The following is a 22,785-nucleotide window of genomic DNA, read 5'->3' as shown; positions in this document are numbered from 1 at the left end:
CGTAAGCGGAAGCGCGCAGCGAAAGTCAATGGTTCCGCGGCTGGTCAGCCCGCAAACAAACGGCGGCCTTTAAGCGCCCGACCATAGAGATTTTCATACGCCGCGACCATGGTCGATTCGTCAAACCGCTCAGCGGCGACGCGCCGGTTCGCGGTGCCGATCCGCGCGCGCAGGTCGGCGTCGGCTGCCAGTTCTGCCAATGCCACGCGAAAGGCCGCGTCGTCCGGCGCGATAAAGGACCGGTTATCAGGCGCCACCATCGCCGCAACATCGCCGACATCGGGACTGACCACCGGCAGACCCGCCGCCATCGCCTCGATCACCGCGATCGGCGCCTGTTCGCTCGCCGACGACAACGCCAGCAAATCGAAATGGCCGATCCAGCGTGCCGGGTGGGCCATGAACCCCGGCATCACCAGCCGGTCGGCGATGCCGCACCCCGCCGCTTCGGCCGCAATCGCGGCGCGCTCCGGCCCTTCGCCGACGATCACCAGCCGGACGTTGGTCGGCAAAGTCGCGACCGCGCGCACCAGCCGTGGCAGATCCTTGACCTTGCGCAGCCCGGCGACGGTCCCGATTACGACCTCGCCCGCGCGGCGGTCCAGCCCCGGAATCGCCGCAGACGGTTCGGCGCCATAGGCCTCGACGTCAATCCCGTTGCGGATCAGAACGGTCCGCCGCCGCGCGCCCCATTCGTCCGCCGCGATCCGTTCGAGCAGCGCCGACGGCACCACCAACGCCTCGGCGGTCGGCAGCGCAAGGCGGCGAAAGGCGCTTCGCTTCCAGTTGCGCCGAACGCTCTCATCCTCGTTGAACCCATCCTCATGGTGGATCAGCGGCGGCGGGTCGCGAAACGGCGCCAGAACGCGGTGCGCCATCACCCCGTCCATTGCCCCCCAATTATAGCTGAGCACCAGATCAAATCGCTGCATATAGCGCGCCAGATCGCGATAGCGCGCCAGCCCCGGCTTGCCATGCAGTGGCGGGGCATCGACCGGAAATTCGACGTCGATCGCCGGGTCGATCGCGGCGCGCGCGCCCATCGCCTCGGGCACCGCCGACAATATCGTGTGGCGCGCGCGCGGCCCCATCAAATTCATCAAACGGACGGCGCGCGCCTCCTTCCCGCCCAGCGAAAAGCTGGAATGGAGATGCAGCAGGCGCACAGGAGCCTTGGCGTCGGTCACGCGGCGGGCAGTTCCGCCACCCAGGCGTCGATCGCGGCGCGGGCTTCGGGTTCGTCCAGCGTCGGCGCGTGGCCGACCCCCGGCACCTCGACCAGCCGGGCGTGCGGCAGCGCGGCGACCATCTTCTCGCCCGCCGTCCGCGCCAATATGTCCGACAGTTCGCCGCGCAGGATCAGCAACGGGCCATCGCCAAGCGCGCGATACACCGGCCACATATCGAACGCGGCTTCACCGCCGGTTACGCGCAGCGGCGCTGCGATCTGCTTGTCATAATCGGTGACGATGCGGCCTTCGGGGGTCAAGCGGTGGGTGCGCTTGGTCAGCCGCAGCCAGTCGTGAATACTAAAATGCGGATAGATCGCGCCGTTGAGTTCGGCATGGGCGCGCGCCGCGTGCATCCACGTCGGCTGGCTGCCCCCCGCGCCGATATAATCGCGGATCCGCGCCAGCCCGGCGGTTTGCAGTTCGGGTCCGACGTCGTTCAGCACCGCGCCGACCAGCCGTCCGGGCAGCGTCGCCGCCATCAGCATCGACACCAGCCCGCCCAGCGACGTGCCGATCGTCGCAAAGCGATCGATCGCCATGTCGTCGAGCAGCGCGACGACATCCTGGACATAGGTCAGCGGGACATAGGTCATCGGGTCCTTGGCATAGGCGCTCTCGCCGCGACCGCGGAATTCGATGACGATCGTTTTGCGGTGCCGCGCGACATGCGGCGCGAGCAGCTCGAAATCGCGGGCGTTGCGGGCGAGGCCCGGCATGCACAATATCGGCGGCGCTTTCTCGGTCCCTTCTGGCCCCGCATAGATGCGCGCGTGCAGCCGCACGCCGTCGCCCGACCACCAATATTGGTCCGACCACTCGCGGCGGCTGTCCTGCTTGGCCAGAATGGCACGTCCCCTTGGCTATTGTCTTGGCATGTCCCGGTGCGCGGGAGTCGTCCGTGTCTATCGCCAACCATGAAGCGCGGTGCAAGCAATCCATCACGCCAAACCGCAGCGCAGGTTGCCGCCACCGCCTTTCGCCGATAAGACCCGATCGACCATGAGCGAACCCCTGCTTTCCTTCGAACCCGCAACCGGCGAAGAACTGTGGCGCGGCGCGGTCAGCCATGTCGATGACGAAGTGGACATCGCCCGCCGCGCCTGGCCCGAATGGGCGGCAAAACCCGTCACCTTTCGCACCGAAACGCTGCGCCGCTTCGCCGATCGGGTCAAAGCCGAGAGCGAAACCTTTGCCGACCTGATCGCGCGCGAAACCGGAAAACCGCTTTGGGAAGCGCGGACCGAGGTCGAATCGGTCGTGGCCAAGGTCAATATCTCGGTCACCGCTTACGCCGAACGCACCCCCAACCGGCGGATCGAGGGCGCAATGGGGCTGCGCAACGCGGTGCGCCACAAACCGCATGGCGCGCTCGCGGTGCTCGGCCCGTATAATTTTCCTGCCCATCTGCCGAACGGCCATATCGTCCCGGCGCTGATTGCGGGCAATTCGGTGCTGTTCAAACCGTCGGAAAAGACCCCCGCGGTCGGCGCCAAGCTGGTCGAACTGTTCCACAGCGCCGGGGTACCGGAAGCGGTGCTGCGCCTGATCGTCGGCGGCCCCGACACGGGCAAGGCGCTGGCGGGGCATCAGGGCATCGACGGCCTGCTGTTCACCGGCTCGGCGCGCACCGGCCTGGCGCTCAATCGCCAGTTCGCCGATCAGCCGGGCAAGCTGCTGGCGCTCGAAATGGGCGGCAACAATCCGATCGTCGTGTGGGACACCGCCGACATCCGCACCGCGGCGATCATCGTGGTGCAATCGGCGTTCCTCAGCGCCGGGCAGCGGTGCAGCAATGCGCGGCGGCTGATCGTGCGCGACAGTCTGGCCGACGCGCTGCTTGAAGAGGTCAAGACGCTCGCGGGCCGGCTGATCGTCGATCATGCGCACGCCGACCCCGCGCCCTATATGGGGCCGGTGATCGACAATGAGGCCGCCGACCATCTGACCGAAAGCTTTCTGATCCTGATGTCGAACGGCGGCCAGGTGATCCGCCACATGACGCGGCCGATCGCCGGGCGCCCGTTCCTGACCCCCGGCATCATCGACGTGACCGGCATGCCCGAACGCCCCGACATCGAGCTGTTCGGCCCGTTGCTGCAAGTGATCCGCGTCGACAGTTTCGAGGCCGCGATTGCCGAGGCGAACAACACATCTTTCGGTCTGTCGGCGGCGCTGGTCGGCGGCACGCCCCAGCTTTACGACCAGTTCTGGGCCAATGCCCGCGCCGGGGTGATCAACTGGAACCGCCCGACCAACGGCGCCTCATCGGCCGCGCCCTTTGGCGGCGTCGGCCTGTCGGGCAATCATCGCCCCAGTGCCTTCTACGCCGCCGATTATTGCGCCTATCCGGTCGCAAGCAGCGAAAGCGACGCGATGCGCGCGTCGATCGGGGTGGGCTTGCGCGATCCCGAAGGGTCGCAGCTGGTGCTCAAGAACTATAACTAGCCGCTTCTTCGTCATGCCGGACTTGATCCGGCATCCATTCCCGCAGCGGCAGCATGGACCCGGATCAAGTCCGGGGTGACGATCGAGAGGGGCAATTTTACCTTCATCACCGTCAATAAAGCCTGCTTTGCCATTCGGCGGGCGCGCCATCATCTATCCTGCATGGAAAAGACTCTCCCCCCTGCCGGCAAATTATGGCTGGTCGGCGCCGGTCCCGGCGACCCGGACCTGCTGACGCTGCGCGCGGCGCGCTTGCTGGCGAGTGCCGACCTTGTTGTCCATGACGGGCTGGTCGGCGCTGGCGTGCTCGCGCTGATCCCGCCGCATGTGACGCGCATTTCGGTCGCCAAGCAGCGCAGCCGCCACACGATGAAACAGGAATTGATCAACGACCTGCTCGTCCGCGAGACGCTGGCCGGGAAACAGGTCGTGCGGCTGAAGGGCGGCGATCCGTTGATCTTCGGGCGCGGCGGCGAAGAACTGGATGCCGCGCGCCAAGCCGGCGTCGCGTGCGAGGTCGTCCCCGGCATCACCGCCGCCGCCGGCTGCGCCGCGCAGGCCGGCCTCCCCCTCACCCACCGCGAAGACGCCAGCGCGGTCAGCTTTGTCGCTGGCCAGTGCAAGGATTTGTCCGATCAGGACTGGTCGGGGTTGGCGGGCCACGGCCGCACCCTCGTCATCTACATGGGCATCGCCACCGCAACCGCCATCGCCGACAAGCTGATCGCCGACGGCGTGTCGCCCGATCTGCCCGTCGCGGTGATCGAGCGCGGCACCACCGCCGACGCCCGCGTCCTGCGCACTCTGCTCACCGATCTTGGCGATCTCGTCGCACGCGAAGCGGTGAAGAGCCCGGCGCTGATCATCGTCGGCAAGGTCGCAGCGCGCGCCGACGCGCTCGACTGTCTCGGCGCCCCCGGGGTTGCCGAAAAATTGGGGAATTTTGCATGAAACTGCTGACCGGCAACGACCTGAAAACGGGCTTCGTCACCTGGTGGACCGGCGCCGACTGGTCGCTGCATATCGAGGACGCCGCCGACGTCGGTGAGGCTGGCGAGGCGATCCTCGCGGTCGAGGAAGCCGCGCGCCGCGTCAATGCGCCCTATATCATCGCGGGCGAGCAAACCGCCGACGGCCCGCGCCCCGCGCACATCAAGGACCGTATTCGCGCGCTCGGCCCGACCGTGCGCCCCGACCTGACATTAAAACCCGCCGATCCCGCGGCCGGCGACTGGGTGATCTGACATGTATAAATATGACGAATATGACCAGCAAATGGTCGATGCCCGTGTCGCCGAATTCGCCGATCAGGTGAAGCGCCGCCTGGCGGGGGAGATCACCGAGGATCAGTTCAAGCCGCTGCGGCTGATGAACGGTCTCTATCTCCAGCTCCACGCCTATATGCTGCGCGTCGCAGTGCCTTACGGCACGCTCGACAGCCGCCAGATGCGGATGCTCGCGCATATCGCGCGCAAATATGACCGCGATTACGGCCATTTCACCACCCGCCAGAATATCCAGTATAACTGGATCAAGCTGGAGGACGCACCCGCGATCCTCGCAGACCTGGCGTCGGTCGAAATGCACGCGATCCAGACCAGCGGCAATTGCATCCGCAATATCAGTTCGGACCAGTGGGCGGGCGCCGCCGCCGACGAGCTGACCGATCCGCGCCCGTGGGCCGAGCTGCTGCGCCAATGGTCGAGCTTTCACCCCGAATTCAGCTATTTGCCGCGCAAGTTCAAGATCGCGGTGATCGCCGCCGACGAAGATCGCGCCGCGATGCGCCTCCACGACATCGGCATCCAGATCGTCGAAAAGGACGGTGCCCACGGCGCCGCTTTCTATGTCGGCGGCGGCATGGGTCGCACCCCGATGATCGCGCCGTTGATCAAGGATTTCGTGCCGCTCGACGATCTGCTCAGCTACACCGAAGCGTGCCTGCGCGTGTACAATCGCTACGGCCGCCGCGACAATATCTACAAGGCGCGAATCAAGATCCTGATCCACGAGCTCGGCGCCGACGAATATCGTCGCCAAGTCGAAGAAGAATTTGCGCACGTAAAATCACTCGGCATCGATCCGCCCAAGGCCGAATTCGACCGCATCGCGGCGCAATTTGCGATGCCACCGCTCGATGCGTCGGCTTCGGACGAGATCGACCGCACCGACCCCGATTTTGCGGTCTGGGTCGACCAGAATGTCGCGGCGCACAAGGTGCCGGGCCATGCGATCGTCAACATCAGCCTGAAACCCATCGGCGGCATCCCCGGCGACGCCAGCTCGGCGCAGATCGACCTGATGGCCGACCTCGCCGAGAAATACAGCCATGACGAGCTGCGCGTCACCCACGCGCAGAACATCGTCCTGCCGCACGTCCGCAAGGCCGATCTTTACGCGATCTGGCAGGCCCTCGACGGCGCAGGGCTCGCGACGCCCAACCTCGACCTGATCAGCGACATCATCGCCTGCCCCGGCCTCGACTATTGCAGCCTCGCCAATGCGCGCTCGATCCCGGTCGCGCAGAAAATCGCCCAGCGTTTTGCCGACCCAGCGCGCCAGCGCGATCTCGGCGAACTCAAGCTCAAGATTTCGGGTTGCATCAACGCGTGCGGGCATCACCATGCGGGTCACATCGGCATTCTCGGGGTCGACCGTAAAGGGACCGAGAATTACCAGCTCCTCCTTGGTGGCTCGGGCGCGGAGGATGTGTCGCTCGGCACCATCACCGGCCCCGGTTTCGACGAAGACGGCATCGTCGACGCCATCGAACGCGTCACCGACAAATATCTTGCCGAGCGGACCGATGGCGAACGCTTCGTCGACACCTATCGCCGCGTCGGCATGGCGCCGTTCAAGGAGGCGATCTATGGTTGAGCATCTGCAAGCCGATGGCGAGGAACCCTGCGTCACCCTCGACGCCTTCCTTGACCAGTCGAACGCGACCGCCGTCCGCCTCGAATCCGATGAGGACGCGCGCGCGCTGATCCCCTTTCTTGATCGGCTCAAGCTGATCGAGGTCGCCTTCCCGAAATTCCGCGACGGCCGCGGCTATTCATCGGCGCGTATCCTGCGTGAGGCGGGCTATACCGGCGAACTGCGCGCGCAGGGCGACGTGCTGGTCGATCAGATCGGCTATCTGAAACGCTGTGGTTTCGACAGCTTCGCGCCCGAAAAATCGCTCAATCCCGCCGATGTCGAAGCGGCGCTGTCGCGCTGGCCCGAACATTATCAGGGCGCTGCCGACGGCGCTGTGCCGATCTGGAAACTGCGGCATGGGTAAAGCCGATCCCCGAATTCCGTTCGTGTCGAGCGAGGTCGGGACACCCAGCGGCAGCGCGCCGACGCGCGGCATCTCGACTACGCGCGATACGAACGGGGTTGGGAAAGATCGCACCCGCGACCGCATCGACGTCGCGCCGCGTTTCACCGACGCCGACGTGATCCGCCTCAACAATCTGTTCCGTGGCCAAGACGCCGCCGAGGTGGTCGCCAGCGTGATCGGCGCAGGCCTGCTTGGCGATACCGCAATCGTCTCAAGCTTTGGCGCCGAAAGCGCGGTTTTGCTGCATCTCGTGGCACAGGTTGCCCCCGACATGCCGGTGCTGTTTCTCGACACCGGCAAACATTTTCCCGAAACGCTGGCGTATCGCGATACGCTCACGGCGCGGCTCGGACTCAAGATCGTCAACCTGACCCCCGATGCCGACGATCTCGCGGTCAAGGACGCAACCGAATTGCGCTGGTCCTACGACCCCGATGGCTGCTGCGAAATCCGCAAGGTCAAGCCGCTCGAAAAGGCGATGGCGGGTTTCGATGCGTCGATCACCGGTCGCAAAGGCTTCCAGTCCTCGACGCGCCAAGGCTTGCCGCGCTTCGAACTCGACGGCAGCACCGGCCGGTTGAAATTCAACCCGCTCGCCAACTGGACGCGCGCCGACCTCGACGCCTATTTCGAAGCGCACGACCTGCCGCGCCATCCGCTGGAATCGCAAGGCTATCCGTCGATCGGCTGCTCGCCGTGCACATCAAAGGTTCTGCCCGGTGAAGACCCGCGCTCGGGCCGCTGGCGCGGCTGGGACAAGACAGAATGCGGCATCCACGAAGCGGTGTCGCCGATCGGTGACGACCCAGCGAATGATCCGGCGTTCTGATCTGACGCATCGCAAAAAACGTTGTCATTGCGAGCGAAGCGAAGCAATCCAGTGCGGCTTGTCACGCTCTGGATTGCTTCGCTTCGCTCGCAATGACAGGCTACGCCTTACTCATAATCCGCAAACGCCTGGCTCTCGTCGGCCAGATCGCTGAACTTCGTCGTCTTCGCCTCGAAGTGCATGCGGATCTTGCCCGTCGAACCGTGACGGGATTTGGCAACGATCACTTCGGCGAGGCCAAAGACGCGCTCCATCTCGGCCGCCCATTCCTCATGCGCGGCGTGAATCTTAACATCGTCGCCCTCCATCGGGCGTTTCGGCTCGCGCGAGGCGACATAATAATCCTCGCGAAACACGAACAGCACCATGTCCGCGTCCTGCTCGATCGAGCCCGATTCGCGCAGATCGGACAGCATCGGCCGTTTGTCTTCGCGCTGTTCGACCGCGCGGCTAAGCTGCGACAGCGCCATCACCGGCACATGAAGTTCCTTCGCCAGCGTCTTCAAACCCCGCGAAATTTCCGAAATTTCCTGCACGCGATTGTCGCCGCTCTTCGAGCTGCCCGCCAGCAATTGGAGATAATCGACGATGATCAGGCCGATGCCGTGCCGTCGCTGCAAGCGCCGCGCCCGCGTCCGCAGCCCTGCGATCGTCAGCGCCGGCGTGTCGTCGATGAACAGCGGCAATGTCTGGAGCGTCTGCGCCGCACGGGACAGTTGCTGGAACTGCTCCTTGCTGATCTTGCCCATGCGCAGCGCTTCGCCCGACACCCCCGATTGTTCGGCCAGGACGCGCGTTGCGAGCTGGTCGGCGGACATTTCGAGGCTGAAAAAGGCGACCTTCGCGCCCATATTCTTTTCGGGCGGAATGCCGTCACCCTCGTCGCGGCGGAAGCGTTCGGCGGCGTTATAGGCGATGTTGGTGGCGAGCGAGGTCTTGCCCATGCCCGGACGGCCGGCGAGGATCATCAAGTCGCTGTTGTGCATGCCGCCGATCTTGGCGTTCATGCTCGAAATCCCGGTCGTGATCCCCGACAGGTGGCCGCCCGAATTGAGCGCGCGTTCGGCGGCCTGTAACGCCGTGAGGCTGGCCTGACTGAAACTTTTGACCGACCCCATCTCGGCCTCGCCGCCCGCGACGCGGTAGAGCGCGGTTTCCGCTTCCTCGATCTGCGCCTGCGGATCGACGCGCTCGCTGGTGTCGAGCGCATTTTCGACGAGCACCCGCCCGACGCCTGCCAGTTCGCGCAGCAAGGCCAAGTCGTAAATCTGCTTGGCAAAGTCGCGGGCGCCGATCAGCCCGGCACCGCTGCCCGTAAGCTGGGCCAGATAGCCGGGTCCGCCGACCGCCTTCATCGCCTCGTCCGCTTCGAAATAGGGCTTCAGCGTCACCGGCGTCGCGATGCTGTTGCGCTCGATCAGCGCCATCGTCTGCTGGAAAATGCGGCCATGGAGCGGCTCGAAGAAATGATCGGGGGTCAGCGCGATAGGCAGATCCTCGACGACTCGGTTGTCGATCAGAATCGCACCAAGAAACGCGGCCTCGGCCTCGATATTGCGCGGCAATTGGCGGTCATCCCCGGCGGATGCCGCGATCGGTAGGCGGGCTACGTCAAGCATGGGCGGCACCATGCGACGACGATGCAAAGGGCGCAACTGCCATCACGACAGCCAGGACGTGCCTGTGGACACTTTCGGGATAAGTCGTCCCTTGCCCTTCGCCCCGTGCCAAGTAGAAGCACAGGCAGCATGGCCGACGCAGACCCTTCACGACAACGCATCATTTCGGTCGAACTCGACGAGGGTTCGATCGTCTGGCGCAATCCCGATGTCGAACAGGAACGCCGTGTCGCGATTTTCGACCTGATCGAGGACAATAAATTCGTCCCGCAACGCGGCCATGCCGATGGCTATGCCGGCCCCTACCGGCTGATGCTGCGCGTCGAGGAAGGCCGGTTGATCTTTGAAATTTCGCGCGAGGACGGTTCGCCGCTCGAAGCGATTATTCTTGGCCTCGGCCGTTTCCGCCGCCCGATCCGCGATTATTTCGCGATCTGCGACAGCTATTACCAGGCGATCAAGACCTCGACCGCGCAGCAGATTGAAACCGTCGATATGGCGCGCCGCGGGCTGCACAACGAAGCAGCCGAGATGCTGATGGACCGGTTGGACGGCAAGATTGCAGTCGATTTCGATACCGCGCGGCGGCTGTTCACGCTGATCTGCGTCCTGCACATCAAGGGTTAAGGCGTGGCAACGGGGGCGATCAACAACAAGCGGCGAGCAAAGCGGGGCGACGGTTGGCGCGCCGCGGCCGTGCGCCTGCTGCGGCGGATCGGCGCGGCGATCGTGCTGCTGCTGCTCGCCACCGGTCTGGCGCTGTGGTGGGCGGCGCGCTGGACCCCCGATCGGGCGATCTATCCGACGCAGGGGGTGACGATCGACGCGGGCAATGGCGATGTCCAATGGGGATCGATCAAGGCGGCGGGCGCCGATTTCGCTTATGTGATGGGCACCGACGGAACCCGCGGCATCGACGCCCAATTCGCCCGCAACATGGTCGCGGCGCGCGAGGCGGGGGTGCAGACCGGCGCGATCCACCGCTACAGCCTGTGCCAGCTGGCAACCGATCAGGCGGCCAATTTCATCCGCCACGTCCCGCGCCGCGCCGACGCACTGCCCGCGGTGGTGTGGCTCGATTATGACGACCGCTGCCCCGACCGCCCGACCCGCGCGCTGCTGCTCTCCGAACTCGCGACCTTTTTGGCGCAGATCGAGGCGCATATGGGCAAACCCAGCCTGATCGCCCCCGGCCCGGGGTTCGAGAGCGACTATAAGGTCACCCAGGGCATCGCGCGCACCATCTGGCTGCGCCGCGATTTTTTCGAGCCCGACTATGGCGCCCACCCCTGGGCGATGTGGCAGGCGAATGATTATGTCCGCTTGTCGGGGGCCGATGGCACCGTCGGCTGGAACGTCGTCCGCCCCGAAGGAGACCCGCGATGAGCGACCCCCGTGACGAGTTGATCGCCGCCGCCCGCGACGCCGCACGCCGCGCTTATGCGCCCTATTCGGGCTTTCACGTCGGCGCGGCGCTGCTGCTCAAAAATGGCGACGTCGTCACCGGGGCGAATGTCGAGAACGCCAGCTATGGCCTGACCCTCTGCGCCGAGACCGCCGCGGTGGCCAAGATCGCCAACGAGGGCTGGATCGGCGAGCTCGCGGAAGTCGCGATCATCGGCGGCCGTCCCGACGGCGACGCGCTGCTGGGCAGCGACCCGGTCAACCCGTGCGGCCGCTGCCGCCAGATATTGAACGAAGCCGCCGAACGGTCGCAAACCGACATCCTGGTTCATTGCGCGTCGGGCGATGGCGCAAAGGTGAAGACCTACAAACTCAGCGAGCTGCTACCCGCCGCCTTCGGTCCGAAGGATCTGGGCCTGATCGGCGACTGACCGCTTGCGCGAATCTGCGCGCGCCGACAAACAGCGGTATGGCCATTCTTTCCGACCGCTGGATTCGCGAAGCCGCCCAGACACAGGGCATGATCGAACCGTTTGTCGAGGCGCAGCGCCGCGACGGGTGCATCAGCTATGGCCTGTCGTCCTATGGTTATGACGCGCGCGTTGCGCCCGAATTCAAGATTTTCACCAATGTCGATTCGACGATCGTCGATCCCAAGGATTTTAATCCGAAGAATTTCGTCGACCGCGAAACCGACGTCTGCATCATCCCACCAAACAGCTTCGCGCTCGCGCGGACGGTGGAATATTTCCGCATCCCGCGCGACGTGCTGGTCATCTGCCTCGGCAAATCGACCTATGCGCGCTGCGGCATCATCGTCAACGTCACCCCGCTCGAACCCGGCTGGGAAGGTCATGTGACGCTGGAGTTTTCCAACACCACCCCCCTGCCCGCCAAGATTTACGCCAATGAGGGCGCGTGCCAGTTCCTGTTCCTGGCTGGCAACGAGCCGTGCGAGATCAGCTACGCCGACCGGGCGGGCAAATATATGGGGCAAAAGGGCGTCACGCTGCCCAAGCTCTGACGCGGAACCTCCACCCGCCCCCAAGCGTCCTGAAACCATCGGCGCGGGGGCATCGTTTGGAGGATAGACGCATGTCCATGATTGCCGTTTTTATCGGGCGCCTGTTCATCGCCGTGATTTTCATCGTGTCGGGGATCAACAAGCTGATCCACGTCAACGACACCACCGCCATGATTTCCGCCGCGGGGCTGCCCGGCGGCCTCGCGATCCCGACCGGGCTGTTCGAACTGATCGCCGGGGTGTGCATCGCGCTCGGCATCGCGGTGCGGCTGTGGTCGATCCTGCTCGCGGGCTTTGTCCTGGCGACGATCCTGTTTTTCCATCGCGAATTTACCGATCCTGTGCAGGCGATGGCGGCGATGAAGAATCTCGCGATCGCGGGCGGCCTGCTCAGCCTGTTCGGCTATGGCCATACGCGCTGGAGCTATGACGCGCTGCGCCAGCGTCGCCGCGACGAACTGGCGACGCACAAGGCACAGCAGCACGCCGCCGACGCCGAACTGCGCGCCGCACGCGCCGAAGGCCGCGCCGAGGCGGTCGGTACCCCGGTGGTGGTGGAAAAGCGGCCGTTCTGGCGGCGCTGACTCACACTTCACCGGTGCGCTGACGCTTGGTGCTTGGCATCGGCCGCGCGCTGCGCTAGCCTCCCTTTACGTTTACGTAAGGGGAGGCTTTCATGGCCAGCCGGGAATTTGATATCATCGTCTATGGCGCCACCGGGTTCACCGGTCGGCTCGTCGCCGAATATCTGGCGCGGCATTATGCGGGCCGCAAGGACGCGCCGAAATGGGCGATGGCGGGGCGCAGCGCCGCCAAGCTGGCCGAGGTGCGCGACCTGATCGATGCGCCCAAGGACACCCCGCTGGTCGTCGCCGACGCCAGCGATCCCGCGACCCTCGACACGATGGCAGCGCGCGCGACGGTCATCCTGACCACCGTCGGCCCCTATCAGCTTTACGGCAGCGAACTTGTCGCCGCCTGCGTCAAGGCGGGCACCGCCTATGCCGACCTGTGCGGCGAACCCGGCTGGATGCGCGAGATGATCGACGCGCATCAGGACGCCGCCAAGGCTTCGGGGGCGCGGATCACCTTCAGCTGCGGCTTCGACTCGATCCCCTTCGACCTTGGCGTCCATTTCCTCCAGGCCGAAGCGGTGAAGCGCCATGGCAAGCCCGCGCCGCGGGTCAAGGGCCGCGTCCGCAAGATGGCGGGCGGCGCGTCGGGTGGCACCATCGCCAGCCTGACCGAGACGTTAAAGGCGATCGCCAAAAAGCCCTCGCTCGCGCTGCTGCTCAAATCGAGTTTTGCGCTGACCCCCGGTTTCGACGGGCCGTCGCAGCCGACCGGGCTGATCCCCGAATATGACAGCGCGACCGGCACCTGGACCGCGCCCTTTGTCATGGCGCCGATCAACACCAAGAATGTCCACCGCACCAACTTCCTGCTCGGCCACGCGTGGGGTGCCGATCTGGTCTATGACGAGATGGTGATGACGACGATCGGCGACGCCGGCAAAGCGATGGCCGAAGCGATGGCAAAGGCGAACCCGTTCGGCGAATCGAAGCTGAAGCCCGGCGAAGGCCCGAGCCAGGAAGAGCGCGAAAACGGCTTTTACGACATATTGTTCATCGGCGAATATCCCGACGGCACCACCATTCGCGCCAGTGTCCAGGGCGACCGCGATCCCGGCTATGGCTCGACGTCAAAGATGCTGGCTGAAACCGGCATCGCGCTGCTCGCGAACAAGGGCGACGGCGGCGTATGGACCCCGGGCGCCTTGCTCGGCGACGCGCTGATCGCGCGGCTGACCGAACATGCCGGACTGACCTTTCAGATCGAGGACTAAAAGCAAGATGACGACCTCCCCCAGCGCGCTCGACGCGCTGCTTTCGACGCTGCGTACCGAAGACGGCGTGGCGAAGGCGCATATCGATGATGGCTGGATGCAGGGCCGCACCGCTTATGGCGGGATCAGCTCGGCGGTCGCGCTGGCGGGTACGATGATGCTCCACCCCACCGGCACGCCGCTGCGTTATGCCCAGATCAGCTTCGTCGGCCCGGTCGGCGGCGATTGCACCGTGAACACGCGCGTCCTGCGCCAGTCGAAATCGTCGCTGTTCGTCGAGGCTGGCGTATCGAGTGACGCGGGGTTCGGCACCGCGGCCGTGTTCGCCTTTTCGCCCGACCGCAAAAGCCATCTCGATCACAATCGGCTGACGATGCCTGCCTGCCCGGCGCCCGAAACGCTCGAACCGGTGCCCGACCATCACGCGCGTCCATCGTTCGTGCGCCATTTCGACATGCGCCCGACGACCGGCCCGCGTTTTGCATGGAAAAGCGAGGTCGGCGAATATCTGACCTGGGTGCGCTTTGTCGAGGAACCCGCCTGCCACCCCGCCGTCGCACTGCTCGCGATGGGCGACGCGCTGCCCCCCGCCGCAATGGCGCTGTTCAGCGAATTCGGGCCGATCAGCTCGATGAACTGGACCGTCAACATGCTGACCGGCGACCCGCAAACCGACGACGGCTGGTGGTTGCTGTCGGCCAAGACCGGCTATGCCCGCCACGGGCTGTCGGTGCAGGACATGATGCTGTGGAACCGCGCCGGCGAACCGGTGCTCAGCGGCAGCCAGGCGATCGCGATTTACGCCTAGAGCCTGACGTTTTCAGGTTCAACAATAGCCCTGAGCTTGTCGAAGGGCGCCTCTCGGCGAAGCGCTCTTCGACAAGCTCAGGGCTACGGTTTAGGGTAACGGCCCTGGGCGTTAGCTCGCGCTCGGCAACATCACCACCGCGTCCAGCCCGCCGCCGGCGCGATTGACCAAAGTCAGCGTCCCGCCTTCGCCCTCGGCAATGTCGCGCGCGATCGACAGGCCCAGTCCCGACCCGCCGGTCGCCCGGTTGCGTGACCCTTCGCCGCGCGCGAACGGTTCGATCAGCGTCCGGATTTGCTCGTCGGTCAGGCCGGGGCCGTCATCCGATACGATGATCCGCACCTCGCCCGGCGCGCGCTCCACCGACAGGCGGGCGCGAACCCCATAGGCCGCGGCATTGTCGATCAGGTTGCGCAGCGCGCGGCGGAGCAGCAACGGCCGCGCCATCACCGCGGCATCGGCCGCCGCGGCCACCGTGACATCCTGACCGCGCTCCCGGTAATCGGCGGCGATTTCTTCAACCAGGCCGCGCAGGCCCACCGCCTCGCGCAGCTCGGTCCCTGCCCCTGATCGCGCCAGCGCCAATATGTCGGTCAGCATCGCGGTCATTTCGTCGATCGATGCGATCATCTTGTCGCGCAGGACATCGTCGTCGATCTGCTCGACCCGCACCCGCAAGCTGGCCAGCGGGGTGCGAAGATCGTGGCCGACCGCGCCGAGCATCCGGTCCTTGTCCGACAACATCGTGGCAATCCGGCCGCGATACGCGTTAAAGGCGATGATCAGGTCGCGAACGTCCGACGGCCCCTCCTCCTCCAGCGGCGTCGCATCGCGCAATGCCGGATTGGCCCGCGCCGCGCGCGTCAGGTCGCGCAGCGGCGCCGCGGCGCGCCAGGCAATGACCATGATCGGGATGAGCAGAAGCAGATAGAGCGAGAGCGTCTGCCAGATCAGAAACCCCTGCAACCGGTTGCCGCTGGTCTGGATCCGGCTGCGCACCGCGATATAGCGATTGTCGATCCTGGCCGACACGATCACCGTGCGGCCGGGGAAATTCGGCCGCAACCGCGGCCGCTGTGGCAGCGCCCAGGCATCGACCGACTGCGCGCCGACATCGGCCTCGTTCAGCAAGTCGGCGACATAATCAGCCAGCTCGGGCAGCCGCACCGCACCGGTCGGAACCGCAATGGGGGTGTCCGAAATCACCAGCTTTTGCGCGCGCTCGCGCTCGTGCGGGTCGTCGCGCCGGTCACGCGGCCCGCGCCGAAAATCGCCGCGCCGGTCGCGATCGACCGCGTCGATGATCCGCGCCACCGCCATGCCGCCGCCATGCGCCAGCATCTGCTGTTTCTGGCCGCGCACGAGCAGGGCAAAGTTGATCGCCTGCGCGACGAACAGCATCAGCGCCACCGCGAAAACAAGCTGGCCGATCAGGCTGCGCGGCCACAGACGGAATTTCACGCCGCCGGTCCCATCCGCTTCACTTCGCACGCCAGCGTATAGCCGCCGCCCCACACCGTCTTGACGATCTGCGGGTGCGCGGCGTCGACCTCGATCTTCTTGCGCAGGCGGCTGACCAGATTGTCGATCGCGCGATCAAAAATATCGGCCTCGCGCCCGCGGACCAGATCGAGCAGGCGGTCGCGGCTCATCACCTGGCGCGGATGGCGGACCAGCGCGTGGAGCAGATGATATTCGCCCGACGACAGCGCGACCTCATTGCCGTCGCTATCGACCAGCACCCGTTCGACCTCGCGCAGCACCCAGTCGCCAAATGCATAGCAAGTGCCGCCGGGATCGAGCGCCCGGCCGCCCTGCTGGGTGCGCCGCAGCACGGTGCGGATGCGCGCGACCAGCTCGCGCGGATTGAAGGGTTTGACGACATAATCGTCGGCGCCGATTTCCAGGCCGACGATCCGTTCGGTATCCTCGGCGCGCGCGGTGAGCAGGATCACGGGAATGGCGCTCGTCTCGCGCAAATGGCGGGTCAGCGACAAGCCGTCCTCGCCGGGCATCATGATATCGCTGACGACCAGATCGACCGATTGGGCGCGCAGCACCGACCGCGCCTCGGCGGCGCTCGCCGCGGCGGTCACCGCAAAGCCCTGCGCCGCCAGATATTCGGTCAGCGGCTCGCGGATCGACGGCTCGTCGTCGATCAGCAGGATGCGCGGAGAATTGCTGTCGGTCATCGTCGGCCCATGGATAAACGGGAATTGAACGCTGGTTCGCCCACCGGCCGAAGGGCCGATGGGCGATAGCTGGCAGGGACCAGCGGCAAAGGCAATGCCGGGAGGGGGGGAGAAAGCCTGCCCCATGCCGCTGGCCCCGGCCAAATGCTTATTCGCTGGCGGGGGCAGCCGGCGGTGCAGCGCGCTTGGCGCGCCAGGCGCCGCGCTGCGCCTGACGCTCCTCGGCGGTCACCTGGCCATCCTTGTTGGCGTCGGACGCATCGAAGCGCGCGAGCGCCGCGGTCTGGAACTCGGCCTGGCTGATCGCCTTGTCACCATTGGTATCGGCCTTGGCCATCATGCCGCCGCGCATGCCGTGGTAGCCAACGCGCTTGCCGGGACCGCGCATGCCATGACGCTTGCCTTCGCCAGCCTCACCCGCGTCGGCGCGCTTGGCCCCGCGTTCGGCGCGCTTCGCGGCGCGATCGACGCCATGCTGGTCCCATTCGGCCTTGCTGATGCTGCCATTGCTGTCGGCGTCGATTGCGGCAAACATCTTGCCCTGGCGTTCGGCATGCTGGGCGGCCCGGTCGCTCGGGTCGACCTTGCCATCCTTGTTGGCATCCATCCGGGCAAACATCTGCGTCGCACGCGCCTGCGCCTCGGCACGCGACACCGTGCCATTGCCGTCGGTGTCACCCTTGCCACCGGGCGCAGCAAGCACCGGCACCGCGATCAGCGCCGCACCCAGGGTCAGAAATGTCATTTTTTTGTTCACGTCACGAACTCCTTCATGGGCTGTCCGGGCAAAGGCCGGATCCCGATGAAGCCGTTCTAGGCGCCATTTGTCCCAGTCCCTTGCCGGATCGGCGCAAAAATGTCGCAAAATGTCACAGTCGCGCCGCGCCGTTCATCGCGGCGCAACGCGATCGGCAACGCAAACGCCGAGCGCGCGCACCGACAATGCGCACGCCCGGCGGTCGTCGCTCATGGCTGGATCAGGGGCTGGTGGGCGAATCCTCGTCATTATCGGCGACCAGCACGATCGCGACGACCCCGGCGAGCAGGCCGACGAGCCCGATCAACCAGCCGGAATTGCCTTCCAGTTCGCTGTCGCCCTCGACCATCGACCCCGCCCGCACGCCGCTGGCCGCCGATGCGGCAACCGGCGCCACGACGGCGGACGTCGCCGCCAGCGCGATGACGAGCTTTTTGACCATATGCATTGCTTTCTCCATCCGTGAAAACTGTGACGTTGAACCCGACCAACGATCCGCACCGGCGGATTGATCCGGCGCGCCGCGGCGTTCGTCGCGTTAATCGGACAGGTCGGCGGAGGTCGGCGGAGGTCGCCGCGGCGCCGCGGCGCGCGCGCAAAAGCGACGTTGGCGCATGATAGGGTTTGCACAACCGGGCACGGGTGCGTTTATGAACAGCGATCATAACAGGAGTGACCATGCGCGTATCGCTACCCCACCGACTGCTGCTGGCGACGCTCGGCCTCGGCATATTGTCCCCCGCCACCATCGCCGCCGAACCGTCATCGGGAACTGCGTGGCTGAACCGCCAGATGGCGGCGCTCGCCCAGCGCCATGGCGCCGATGGCTGGCACGTCACGGCCAGCGGCCTGCGCTGGCGCCGCATCGCCGGCGACGGCAACGGCGCCCGGCCCGGCCCGACCGACATGGTCACCGTCCATTATGTCGGCACCCTCGCCGACGGTCAGGAATTCGACAGCTCGATCAAGCGCGGCGAACCGACCAGCTTTCCGCTCAATCGCGTCATCAAGGGCTGGCAGGAAGGCGTCGCGCTGATGGGCGTCGGCGACAAGGTCGAACTCGCGATCCCCTACCAGCTGGCTTATGGCGCCGACGGCAAAGGCCCGATCCCGGGCGCCGCCACCTTGCTGTTCACGGTCGAACTGCTGGGCATCGAACCGGCGGGATGATCGGAAAGACCTGGAGGTAGCGGGAACCACAACTGCGAATTAACGCGTTGATATAATTACAGTCCTGCAATGATATAACTCAAGCTACCCCCAATTATACCCCCAAATGCAGCGGATGGAGGCGGACCTCCACGATCACGAGCGGCTGTAGTGGTTATCCATCACGCGGTTTCGCTCAATTGCGTAGGAGCATATAGCCTCCCACAGCATTAGTCAGCACCCCTCGGAGAATCGAGCCATCCCTATACCAAAGCATTGATAAATTGATGTAATTTGACGAAGTAGTGAAAACTTGCTATACGTTGCTGGCGGCGGTTTGCCGTATTTCATGACAGAGGCAGATTATGGGAACGTCAGCAAAAGTGCTGACGCCTCGAGAGTTTGGCCGCGTGCTGGAGCACGTTCGTCAAGGAGGCGCAGCGAAACGAAACCAATGCATCGTGCTGCTTAGCTTTAGGGCCGGACTTCGCGCTTGCGAGATTGCCGGGCTGAGTTGGGAGATGGTCACCGGTCCCGATGGACATATTTCGACGACAATCGCGGTCAGCGGATCAATTGCCAAAAATGGTCGCGGCAGGATTGTACCCATTCACGCGGAGCTCAAGACAGTCCTCGCGTCGATGCGCGCGTCTCAAGGTTATCCGACGGCTGGACCAGTTATTCGCTCTCAGCGGGGTGGTCACATGACAGCCAAGAGCATCGTTAACTGGTTCTCTGCCCTGTACAGCAAACTCGGGTTTGTCGGGTGCTCCTCGCATTCCGGGCGCCGGACGTTCATCACCCAATCCGCAAGGTTGCTCGCAAAGGTTGGTGGCTCACTACGCGACATTCAGGAGCTGGCGGGACACCGCGCTCTCACCACCACGGAGCGATACATTGAGGGCGACCGGGAGGCACAGCGGAAGCTGATCCAAATGCTGTGATAACTTTGAAGCGATTTCGCCGGATCGAGTTGCTTCTTCGAAGCGCAGGTTTTTCCGACGACATCGATTGGTCAGAGGCGGTTCCGCGCGCAACGACTCCCGAAGAATTTGCAGACCACGCGATCTATGTAATCTGCAATTCCGGCATGAAGAACAGCGTGGCAGAACCGATCTATGAAAGATGCATGTCGGCGCTGCATAACGGCAAACGCGTGAGGCGGGTGTTCGGCCACCCTGGGAAGAGCAAGGCGATCCAAAAAATATGGCGTGATCGCGAGCTGTTTTTCGTAGCCTATTTGCTGTCGAACGAGCCGGTGGCGTTTTTGCAGCGGCTGCCGTGGGTCGGCCCAATTACCAGCTACCATCTCGCCAAAAACTTGGGTGCGGATGTTGCAAAGCCTGATATTCATCTCGAACGGATTGCCCGCCGTGACAAAACGTCGACTCATAAGCTGTGTCGACGACTGGCCCGCGAATCTGGGTATCGAATTGCGACGATCGACACCGTGTTATGGCGAGCGTGCGCCGAGGGATTGTTGAATTCCTCGGCCTACGAGAGAGCCGGTTGGACGGCTGCTTTCGACCCCAGAAAGCTAGTGCCGCGCTCGACCGACTAGCGATGCGGGTCAATCACCGAGTTGGCCACACAATTTCAATCTTAGAAGAAGGAGTACGGAAAATGGATTCCGAGAATAATTGTACGTGCGCCAAGCCACCGCGGGCGGAACGTATCGCGCGGCTTAACGACGCCTTACGGAAGCGCGGCGAAGGTGGGAATTTGGTGGTCACCGCTGGTGTTCTTTCGCTTTCCGACTTCGATCCGATCGCGCTCGCCAAGGCCTTAGCAAAGTACGCCGCGTTTGATGGCGAGAATGACCCTCACGGCGAACGCGACTTCGGAGACGTCCACCTGTTTGGTGCGGATCTATTTTGGAAGATCGATTATTATGCTCTCGATCGAAAATACGGATCCGACGACCCAGCCAATGAAGCGGTGACGGCCAGAGTGCTGACTGTGATGCTCGTTTCCGAATACTAAGTTATCGGCTGGCGACCTGTCCTGTGTCGGCCAGCAACGCTAGCGGACTTACATTTAGAGCCGCGGCCAACCGCTCAATCATGTCGATTGTCGCGGCATAGCGTTCGCGCTCCAGCGCGCTAACGTAAGTGCGGTCGATCGCTGCCAGATGGGCCAGCTCTTCTTGCGACAAGCCAGCAGCGGAGCGCAGGCCGCGCAGATTCCGAGCCAATATGGTCCTCAAAGTCATACCGGCAAACTGAGGTCACGGTAGACTTTTCATCCACGGAGTATACTCATCAATCAACGCGCAAGAGCGCAAAGGAGGGCAGCATGAAGAGGTACGTTCTGTCGGCAATAATGTTGGCGACAATGTCGGGGTGTTCCGGCTCGCTGGGGACAGAGATTGATTATGCGACGGATGAGCCGGCGCGGCGGATTGTGACCGACATCCTTCGGAGCAACGACATGATATCCAGCGCGGGGCTAATCAAAATTCACATCGCAAGCGTCGAATCTGAAAGCTTGACCTTCTGCAACAACGATGCGGACGATCGCACGATTAAAGTGCGGATCTACTCCGAGTTTGGCGACAACCAGTCTTCGGGACGCGAGGTTCATTTTTGCGTGACCGGTCATGGCGATATCAAAAGGTTGGGAGAGCAGAGCGTCGGCATGGCTCGACCCGATAAGTTTGTCACATGGGCTGATATAGGCGGCGGCCCGGCGCTGACGAACGCGCCGACAGAACGCTCAGCCGCAGACGAATCTCATGACGGAGAGCTAATCGAAGGTGATGTCGATGCCGTCGAAGAGACAGCGCCTCCCGTGAGGACATGGGACGACATGATGGCGGAACAGCGCGTAAAGGATGACGCATTCAAAGAGAGGATGCAGGCAAAAGCCGCGACCGAAGAAGCCGCCAGAGTAGAGGCCCAAAAAGCAGAAAGAGAAAGCCAACCCTTAGACGAATGAGCAGAGACCGCCTGTCCCCGCAAACTCGCAGAAACACCTATCCGATCGACCTAAATGGCAACAATTGTTCCGGTCATGTTCTTGCGCAATTGGTCTTTCCTGATAGAGCCAGAAAATCGGTAACCGTGCGACCGAGGACGGGTGCGAACGCCTGCCTTGCTCGCACTAAGGGGTTGATATGGTGGATTACGCAAAGCTCAGCCGAGATGATCTGATTCGGCTGCTCCTCGAACGTGATGGAGCGGACGCAGGCGGCATCCGACTGACCTACCCGGGGCAGACGCCTCCTTGGCAGATAATCCGGCAACTCAAACCGCGCTCCCAACGCATCGAGCGAAAATTCTGTGTTGGCGACGAGGCCAGTCAATCACAGAATATGCTGATTGAAGGCGAAAACCTGCAAGCCCTAGTGAGCCTTTATAAATATCGAGGCCAAGTCGACCTGGTATTAACTGACCCGCCTTATAACACCGGCCTAGACTTCAGGTACAATGATCGTTGGGACGAAGATCCTAACGATCCCGACCTTGGCAGCCTCGTCCCTGCCGACGATGGCTCGCGACATTCCAAATGGCTTCGCTTCATGACCCCGCGCTTATGGATGATGAAGGAAATGTTGAAACCGGGCGGCGTCTTGGCGATCTGCATCGATCATCGAGAAGTCTTCAGGCTGGGTATGCTTTTGGACGAAATGTTTGGTGAATCGAATCGTATTGCCATCATCAATTGGCAAAAAAGCTATGCCCCCAAGAACAACGTCGGAAAGCGGTCGCATGTGTCGACCTCTACCGAATATGTTCTGGTCTATGCGAAGTCAGTGGATCGGGCAAAAACGAACCTCTTACCGCGCAGCGAGGCAATGAACGCGCGCTATGGCAATCGCGATGGCGACCCGAAAATTTGGAAAGCGGGCGATCTAACCGGCCCGGGTGCTGATACTCATCGGTCACAGGTTTATGGCATACAAAATCCGTTTACGGGCGAGATGGTCTACCCCACCGCCGGCCGGTGTTGGGCGGCTGAACGCCGTCGAGTAAAATCGATGCTTGAAGCATACCGCATTAAGTACAAGAATGCGGCACTCGATGACGGATGTGTAGACGCCTGCGGATTCCGACGATCCCGCGCAGGGATACCGACATGATCACGCGCATCGTTCCGATCTGATCCCGCGCGGGATTCCGATCTGATGCCGCGCACGGCTCAGAGCCGTCATCG

The 22,785-nt window shown here is 63.8% G+C and carries 27 protein-coding genes; 19 read left to right on the top strand and 8 right to left on the bottom strand.

The window, feature by feature from the left end:
• Positions 1–44: 44 nt before the first annotated feature.
• Both FFS68_RS01680 and FFS68_RS01675 read right to left on the bottom strand, forming a co-directional pair.
• Positions 45–1,187 (bottom strand): glycosyltransferase, encoded by a 1,143-nt coding sequence (locus FFS68_RS01680; protein ID WP_249339969.1) that lies wholly within the window; start codon positions 1,185–1,187, stop codon positions 45–47.
• Positions 1,184–2,014, bottom strand: a complete 831-nt coding sequence (locus FFS68_RS01675) for an alpha/beta hydrolase (RefSeq protein ID WP_349290357.1) — start codon at positions 2,012–2,014, stop codon at positions 1,184–1,186. The genes FFS68_RS01680 and FFS68_RS01675 overlap by 4 nt, the downstream gene beginning before the upstream one ends.
• A gap of 217 nt (positions 2,015–2,231) precedes the next feature.
• Between FFS68_RS01675 and astD the strand changes: the two genes are divergently transcribed.
• The 6 genes from astD to FFS68_RS01645 all read left to right on the top strand — a co-directional run bounded on the left by astD (position 2,232) and on the right by FFS68_RS01645 (position 7,831).
• Entirely contained in the window at positions 2,232–3,677 is a 1,446-nt protein-coding gene (gene astD / locus FFS68_RS01670; protein WP_137751576.1) for a succinylglutamate-semialdehyde dehydrogenase, read from the top strand.
• A gap of 162 nt (positions 3,678–3,839) precedes the next feature.
• The gene (cobA, locus tag FFS68_RS01665; protein WP_137751575.1) at positions 3,840–4,628 is read left to right on the top strand and encodes a uroporphyrinogen-III C-methyltransferase; all 789 of its coding nucleotides are present in this window, start codon (positions 3,840–3,842) and stop codon (positions 4,626–4,628) included.
• A complete protein-coding gene (locus tag FFS68_RS01660) occupies positions 4,625–4,921 on the top strand; it encodes a DUF2849 domain-containing protein (protein ID WP_088442130.1) in 297 nt (98 codons plus the stop codon). Before cobA ends, FFS68_RS01660 begins: the two co-directional genes overlap by 4 nt.
• Position 4,922: 1 nt before the next feature.
• Positions 4,923–6,554 (top strand): nitrite/sulfite reductase, encoded by a 1,632-nt coding sequence (locus tag FFS68_RS01655; protein ID WP_137751574.1) that lies wholly within the window; start codon positions 4,923–4,925, stop codon positions 6,552–6,554.
• A complete protein-coding gene (locus tag FFS68_RS01650; RefSeq protein WP_137751573.1) occupies positions 6,547–6,960 on the top strand; it encodes a DUF934 domain-containing protein in 414 nt (137 codons plus the stop codon). Before FFS68_RS01655 ends, FFS68_RS01650 begins: the two co-directional genes overlap by 8 nt.
• Positions 6,953–7,831, top strand: a complete 879-nt coding sequence (locus FFS68_RS01645) for a phosphoadenylyl-sulfate reductase (protein ID WP_137751572.1) — start codon at positions 6,953–6,955, stop codon at positions 7,829–7,831. The genes FFS68_RS01650 and FFS68_RS01645 overlap by 8 nt, the downstream gene beginning before the upstream one ends.
• Positions 7,832–7,938: 107 nt before the next feature.
• On the opposite strand, the gene FFS68_RS01640 is transcribed toward FFS68_RS01645, so the two are convergent.
• Entirely contained in the window at positions 7,939–9,450 is a 1,512-nt protein-coding gene (locus FFS68_RS01640; RefSeq protein ID WP_137751571.1) for a replicative DNA helicase, read from the bottom strand.
• 129 nt (positions 9,451–9,579) lie between these two features.
• Here FFS68_RS01640 and FFS68_RS01635 point away from each other — a divergent pair, with 129 nt between their 5' ends.
• The 7 genes from FFS68_RS01635 to FFS68_RS01605 all read left to right on the top strand — a co-directional run bounded on the left by FFS68_RS01635 (position 9,580) and on the right by FFS68_RS01605 (position 14,532).
• Positions 9,580–10,077 carry a UPF0262 family protein gene (locus tag FFS68_RS01635; RefSeq protein ID WP_137751570.1) on the top strand — a complete coding sequence of 166 codons (498 nt, stop codon included), beginning with the start codon at positions 9,580–9,582 and terminating at the stop codon, positions 10,075–10,077.
• A 3-nt stretch (positions 10,078–10,080) separates the two neighbouring features.
• Complete coding sequence (locus FFS68_RS01630) at positions 10,081–10,836, top strand: glycoside hydrolase family 25 protein (protein ID WP_137751569.1); 756 nt, start codon at positions 10,081–10,083, stop codon at positions 10,834–10,836.
• Positions 10,833–11,285 carry a cytidine deaminase gene (locus FFS68_RS01625; protein WP_137751568.1) on the top strand — a complete coding sequence of 151 codons (453 nt, stop codon included), beginning with the start codon at positions 10,833–10,835 and terminating at the stop codon, positions 11,283–11,285. The genes FFS68_RS01630 and FFS68_RS01625 overlap by 4 nt, the downstream gene beginning before the upstream one ends.
• A 38-nt stretch (positions 11,286–11,323) precedes the next feature.
• Entirely contained in the window at positions 11,324–11,878 is a 555-nt protein-coding gene (gene dcd, locus FFS68_RS01620) for a dCTP deaminase (protein ID WP_137751567.1), read from the top strand.
• Between the two features lie 71 nt (positions 11,879–11,949).
• The gene (locus tag FFS68_RS01615) at positions 11,950–12,462 is read left to right on the top strand and encodes a DoxX family protein (protein ID WP_137751566.1); all 513 of its coding nucleotides are present in this window, start codon (positions 11,950–11,952) and stop codon (positions 12,460–12,462) included.
• 92 nt (positions 12,463–12,554) lie between these two features.
• Positions 12,555–13,724, top strand: coding sequence for a saccharopine dehydrogenase NADP-binding domain-containing protein (locus FFS68_RS01610; protein ID WP_137751565.1), 1,170 nt, complete (start codon positions 12,555–12,557; stop codon positions 13,722–13,724).
• 7 nt (positions 13,725–13,731) lie between these two features.
• Positions 13,732–14,532: a thioesterase family protein gene (locus tag FFS68_RS01605; RefSeq protein WP_137751564.1), complete on the top strand. Its 801-nt coding sequence runs from the start codon at positions 13,732–13,734 to the stop codon at positions 14,530–14,532.
• A gap of 111 nt (positions 14,533–14,643) precedes the next feature.
• Here the strand turns inward: FFS68_RS01605 and FFS68_RS01600 are convergent, their stop codons facing one another.
• The 4 genes from FFS68_RS01600 to FFS68_RS01585 all read right to left on the bottom strand — a co-directional run bounded on the left by FFS68_RS01600 (position 14,644) and on the right by FFS68_RS01585 (position 17,929).
• A complete protein-coding gene (locus FFS68_RS01600; protein WP_249339968.1) occupies positions 14,644–15,993 on the bottom strand; it encodes a HAMP domain-containing sensor histidine kinase in 1,350 nt (449 codons plus the stop codon).
• Positions 15,990–16,724, bottom strand: coding sequence for a response regulator (locus FFS68_RS01595; RefSeq protein WP_137751563.1), 735 nt, complete (start codon positions 16,722–16,724; stop codon positions 15,990–15,992). Before FFS68_RS01595 ends, FFS68_RS01600 begins: the two co-directional genes overlap by 4 nt.
• Before the next feature lie 148 nt (positions 16,725–16,872).
• A complete protein-coding gene (locus FFS68_RS01590; RefSeq protein WP_171003701.1) occupies positions 16,873–17,481 on the bottom strand; it encodes a hypothetical protein in 609 nt (202 codons plus the stop codon).
• Positions 17,482–17,701: 220 nt separating this feature from the next.
• Positions 17,702–17,929, bottom strand: a complete 228-nt coding sequence (locus tag FFS68_RS01585) for a hypothetical protein (RefSeq protein WP_137751562.1) — start codon at positions 17,927–17,929, stop codon at positions 17,702–17,704.
• Positions 17,930–18,159: 230 nt separating this feature from the next.
• On the opposite strand from FFS68_RS01585, the gene FFS68_RS01580 reads away from it, so the two are divergent.
• The 4 genes from FFS68_RS01580 (at position 18,160) to FFS68_RS01565 (ending at position 20,613) form a co-directional block, all read left to right on the top strand.
• The gene (locus tag FFS68_RS01580; RefSeq protein WP_137751561.1) at positions 18,160–18,651 is read left to right on the top strand and encodes an FKBP-type peptidyl-prolyl cis-trans isomerase; all 492 of its coding nucleotides are present in this window, start codon (positions 18,160–18,162) and stop codon (positions 18,649–18,651) included.
• A 344-nt stretch (positions 18,652–18,995) separates the two neighbouring features.
• Positions 18,996–19,574 carry a site-specific integrase gene (locus tag FFS68_RS01575; protein WP_137751560.1) on the top strand — a complete coding sequence of 193 codons (579 nt, stop codon included), beginning with the start codon at positions 18,996–18,998 and terminating at the stop codon, positions 19,572–19,574.
• 5 nt (positions 19,575–19,579) lie between these two features.
• Positions 19,580–20,191, top strand: a complete 612-nt coding sequence (locus FFS68_RS01570; RefSeq protein ID WP_137751559.1) for a hypothetical protein — start codon at positions 19,580–19,582, stop codon at positions 20,189–20,191.
• Positions 20,192–20,253: 62 nt separating this feature from the next.
• A complete protein-coding gene (locus tag FFS68_RS01565) occupies positions 20,254–20,613 on the top strand; it encodes a DUF3768 domain-containing protein (RefSeq protein WP_171003700.1) in 360 nt (119 codons plus the stop codon).
• Between the two features lies 1 nt (position 20,614).
• On the opposite strand, the gene FFS68_RS01560 is transcribed toward FFS68_RS01565, so the two are convergent.
• Complete coding sequence (locus FFS68_RS01560) at positions 20,615–20,824, bottom strand: helix-turn-helix transcriptional regulator (protein WP_249339967.1); 210 nt, start codon at positions 20,822–20,824, stop codon at positions 20,615–20,617.
• Between the two features lie 101 nt (positions 20,825–20,925).
• Between FFS68_RS01560 and FFS68_RS01555 the strand changes: the two genes are divergently transcribed.
• Together FFS68_RS01555 and FFS68_RS01550 are read left to right on the top strand one after the other, a co-directional pair.
• Complete coding sequence (locus FFS68_RS01555; RefSeq protein WP_137751556.1) at positions 20,926–21,567, top strand: hypothetical protein; 642 nt, start codon at positions 20,926–20,928, stop codon at positions 21,565–21,567.
• Between the two features lie 178 nt (positions 21,568–21,745).
• Positions 21,746–22,711, top strand: a complete 966-nt coding sequence (locus tag FFS68_RS01550; RefSeq protein ID WP_171003699.1) for a site-specific DNA-methyltransferase — start codon at positions 21,746–21,748, stop codon at positions 22,709–22,711.
• Positions 22,712–22,785: the final 74 nt, after the last annotated feature.

It is taken from the genome of Sphingopyxis sp. L1A2A (genome assembly GCF_005502465.1).
In the GTDB taxonomy this organism is placed as follows: domain Bacteria; phylum Pseudomonadota; class Alphaproteobacteria; order Sphingomonadales; family Sphingomonadaceae; genus Sphingopyxis.
Note: the sequence above shows the minus strand (reverse complement) of the source record. Positions and strands in the feature narration are given on the sequence as shown.

Bases quoted from the DNA above. Each gene is read 5' to 3' on its own strand.
- astD (WP_137751576.1), top strand. From the start codon at position 2,232: ATGAGCGAACCCCTGCTTTCCTTCGAACCCGCAACCGGCGAAGAACTG.
- cobA (WP_137751575.1), top strand. From the start codon at position 3,840: ATGGAAAAGACTCTCCCCCCTGCCGGCAAATTATGGCTGGTCGGCGCC.
- FFS68_RS01660 (WP_088442130.1), top strand. From the start codon at position 4,625: ATGAAACTGCTGACCGGCAACGACCTGAAAACGGGCTTCGTCACCTGG.
- FFS68_RS01655 (WP_137751574.1), top strand. From the start codon at position 4,923: ATGTATAAATATGACGAATATGACCAGCAAATGGTCGATGCCCGTGTC.
- FFS68_RS01650 (WP_137751573.1), top strand. From the start codon at position 6,547: ATGGTTGAGCATCTGCAAGCCGATGGCGAGGAACCCTGCGTCACCCTC.
- FFS68_RS01645 (WP_137751572.1), top strand. From the start codon at position 6,953: ATGGGTAAAGCCGATCCCCGAATTCCGTTCGTGTCGAGCGAGGTCGGG.
- FFS68_RS01640 (WP_137751571.1), bottom strand. From the start codon at position 9,450: ATGCTTGACGTAGCCCGCCTACCGATCGCGGCATCCGCCGGGGATGAC.
- FFS68_RS01635 (WP_137751570.1), top strand. From the start codon at position 9,580: ATGGCCGACGCAGACCCTTCACGACAACGCATCATTTCGGTCGAACTC.
- FFS68_RS01625 (WP_137751568.1), top strand. From the start codon at position 10,833: ATGAGCGACCCCCGTGACGAGTTGATCGCCGCCGCCCGCGACGCCGCA.
- dcd (WP_137751567.1), top strand. From the start codon at position 11,324: ATGGCCATTCTTTCCGACCGCTGGATTCGCGAAGCCGCCCAGACACAG.
- FFS68_RS01615 (WP_137751566.1), top strand. From the start codon at position 11,950: ATGTCCATGATTGCCGTTTTTATCGGGCGCCTGTTCATCGCCGTGATT.
- FFS68_RS01610 (WP_137751565.1), top strand. From the start codon at position 12,555: ATGGCCAGCCGGGAATTTGATATCATCGTCTATGGCGCCACCGGGTTC.
- FFS68_RS01605 (WP_137751564.1), top strand. From the start codon at position 13,732: ATGACGACCTCCCCCAGCGCGCTCGACGCGCTGCTTTCGACGCTGCGT.
- FFS68_RS01595 (WP_137751563.1), bottom strand. From the start codon at position 16,724: ATGACCGACAGCAATTCTCCGCGCATCCTGCTGATCGACGACGAGCCG.
- FFS68_RS01585 (WP_137751562.1), bottom strand. From the start codon at position 17,929: ATGCATATGGTCAAAAAGCTCGTCATCGCGCTGGCGGCGACGTCCGCC.
- FFS68_RS01580 (WP_137751561.1), top strand. From the start codon at position 18,160: ATGCGCGTATCGCTACCCCACCGACTGCTGCTGGCGACGCTCGGCCTC.
- FFS68_RS01575 (WP_137751560.1), top strand. From the start codon at position 18,996: ATGGGAACGTCAGCAAAAGTGCTGACGCCTCGAGAGTTTGGCCGCGTG.
- FFS68_RS01565 (WP_171003700.1), top strand. From the start codon at position 20,254: ATGGATTCCGAGAATAATTGTACGTGCGCCAAGCCACCGCGGGCGGAA.
- FFS68_RS01555 (WP_137751556.1), top strand. From the start codon at position 20,926: ATGAAGAGGTACGTTCTGTCGGCAATAATGTTGGCGACAATGTCGGGG.
- FFS68_RS01550 (WP_171003699.1), top strand. From the start codon at position 21,746: ATGGTGGATTACGCAAAGCTCAGCCGAGATGATCTGATTCGGCTGCTC.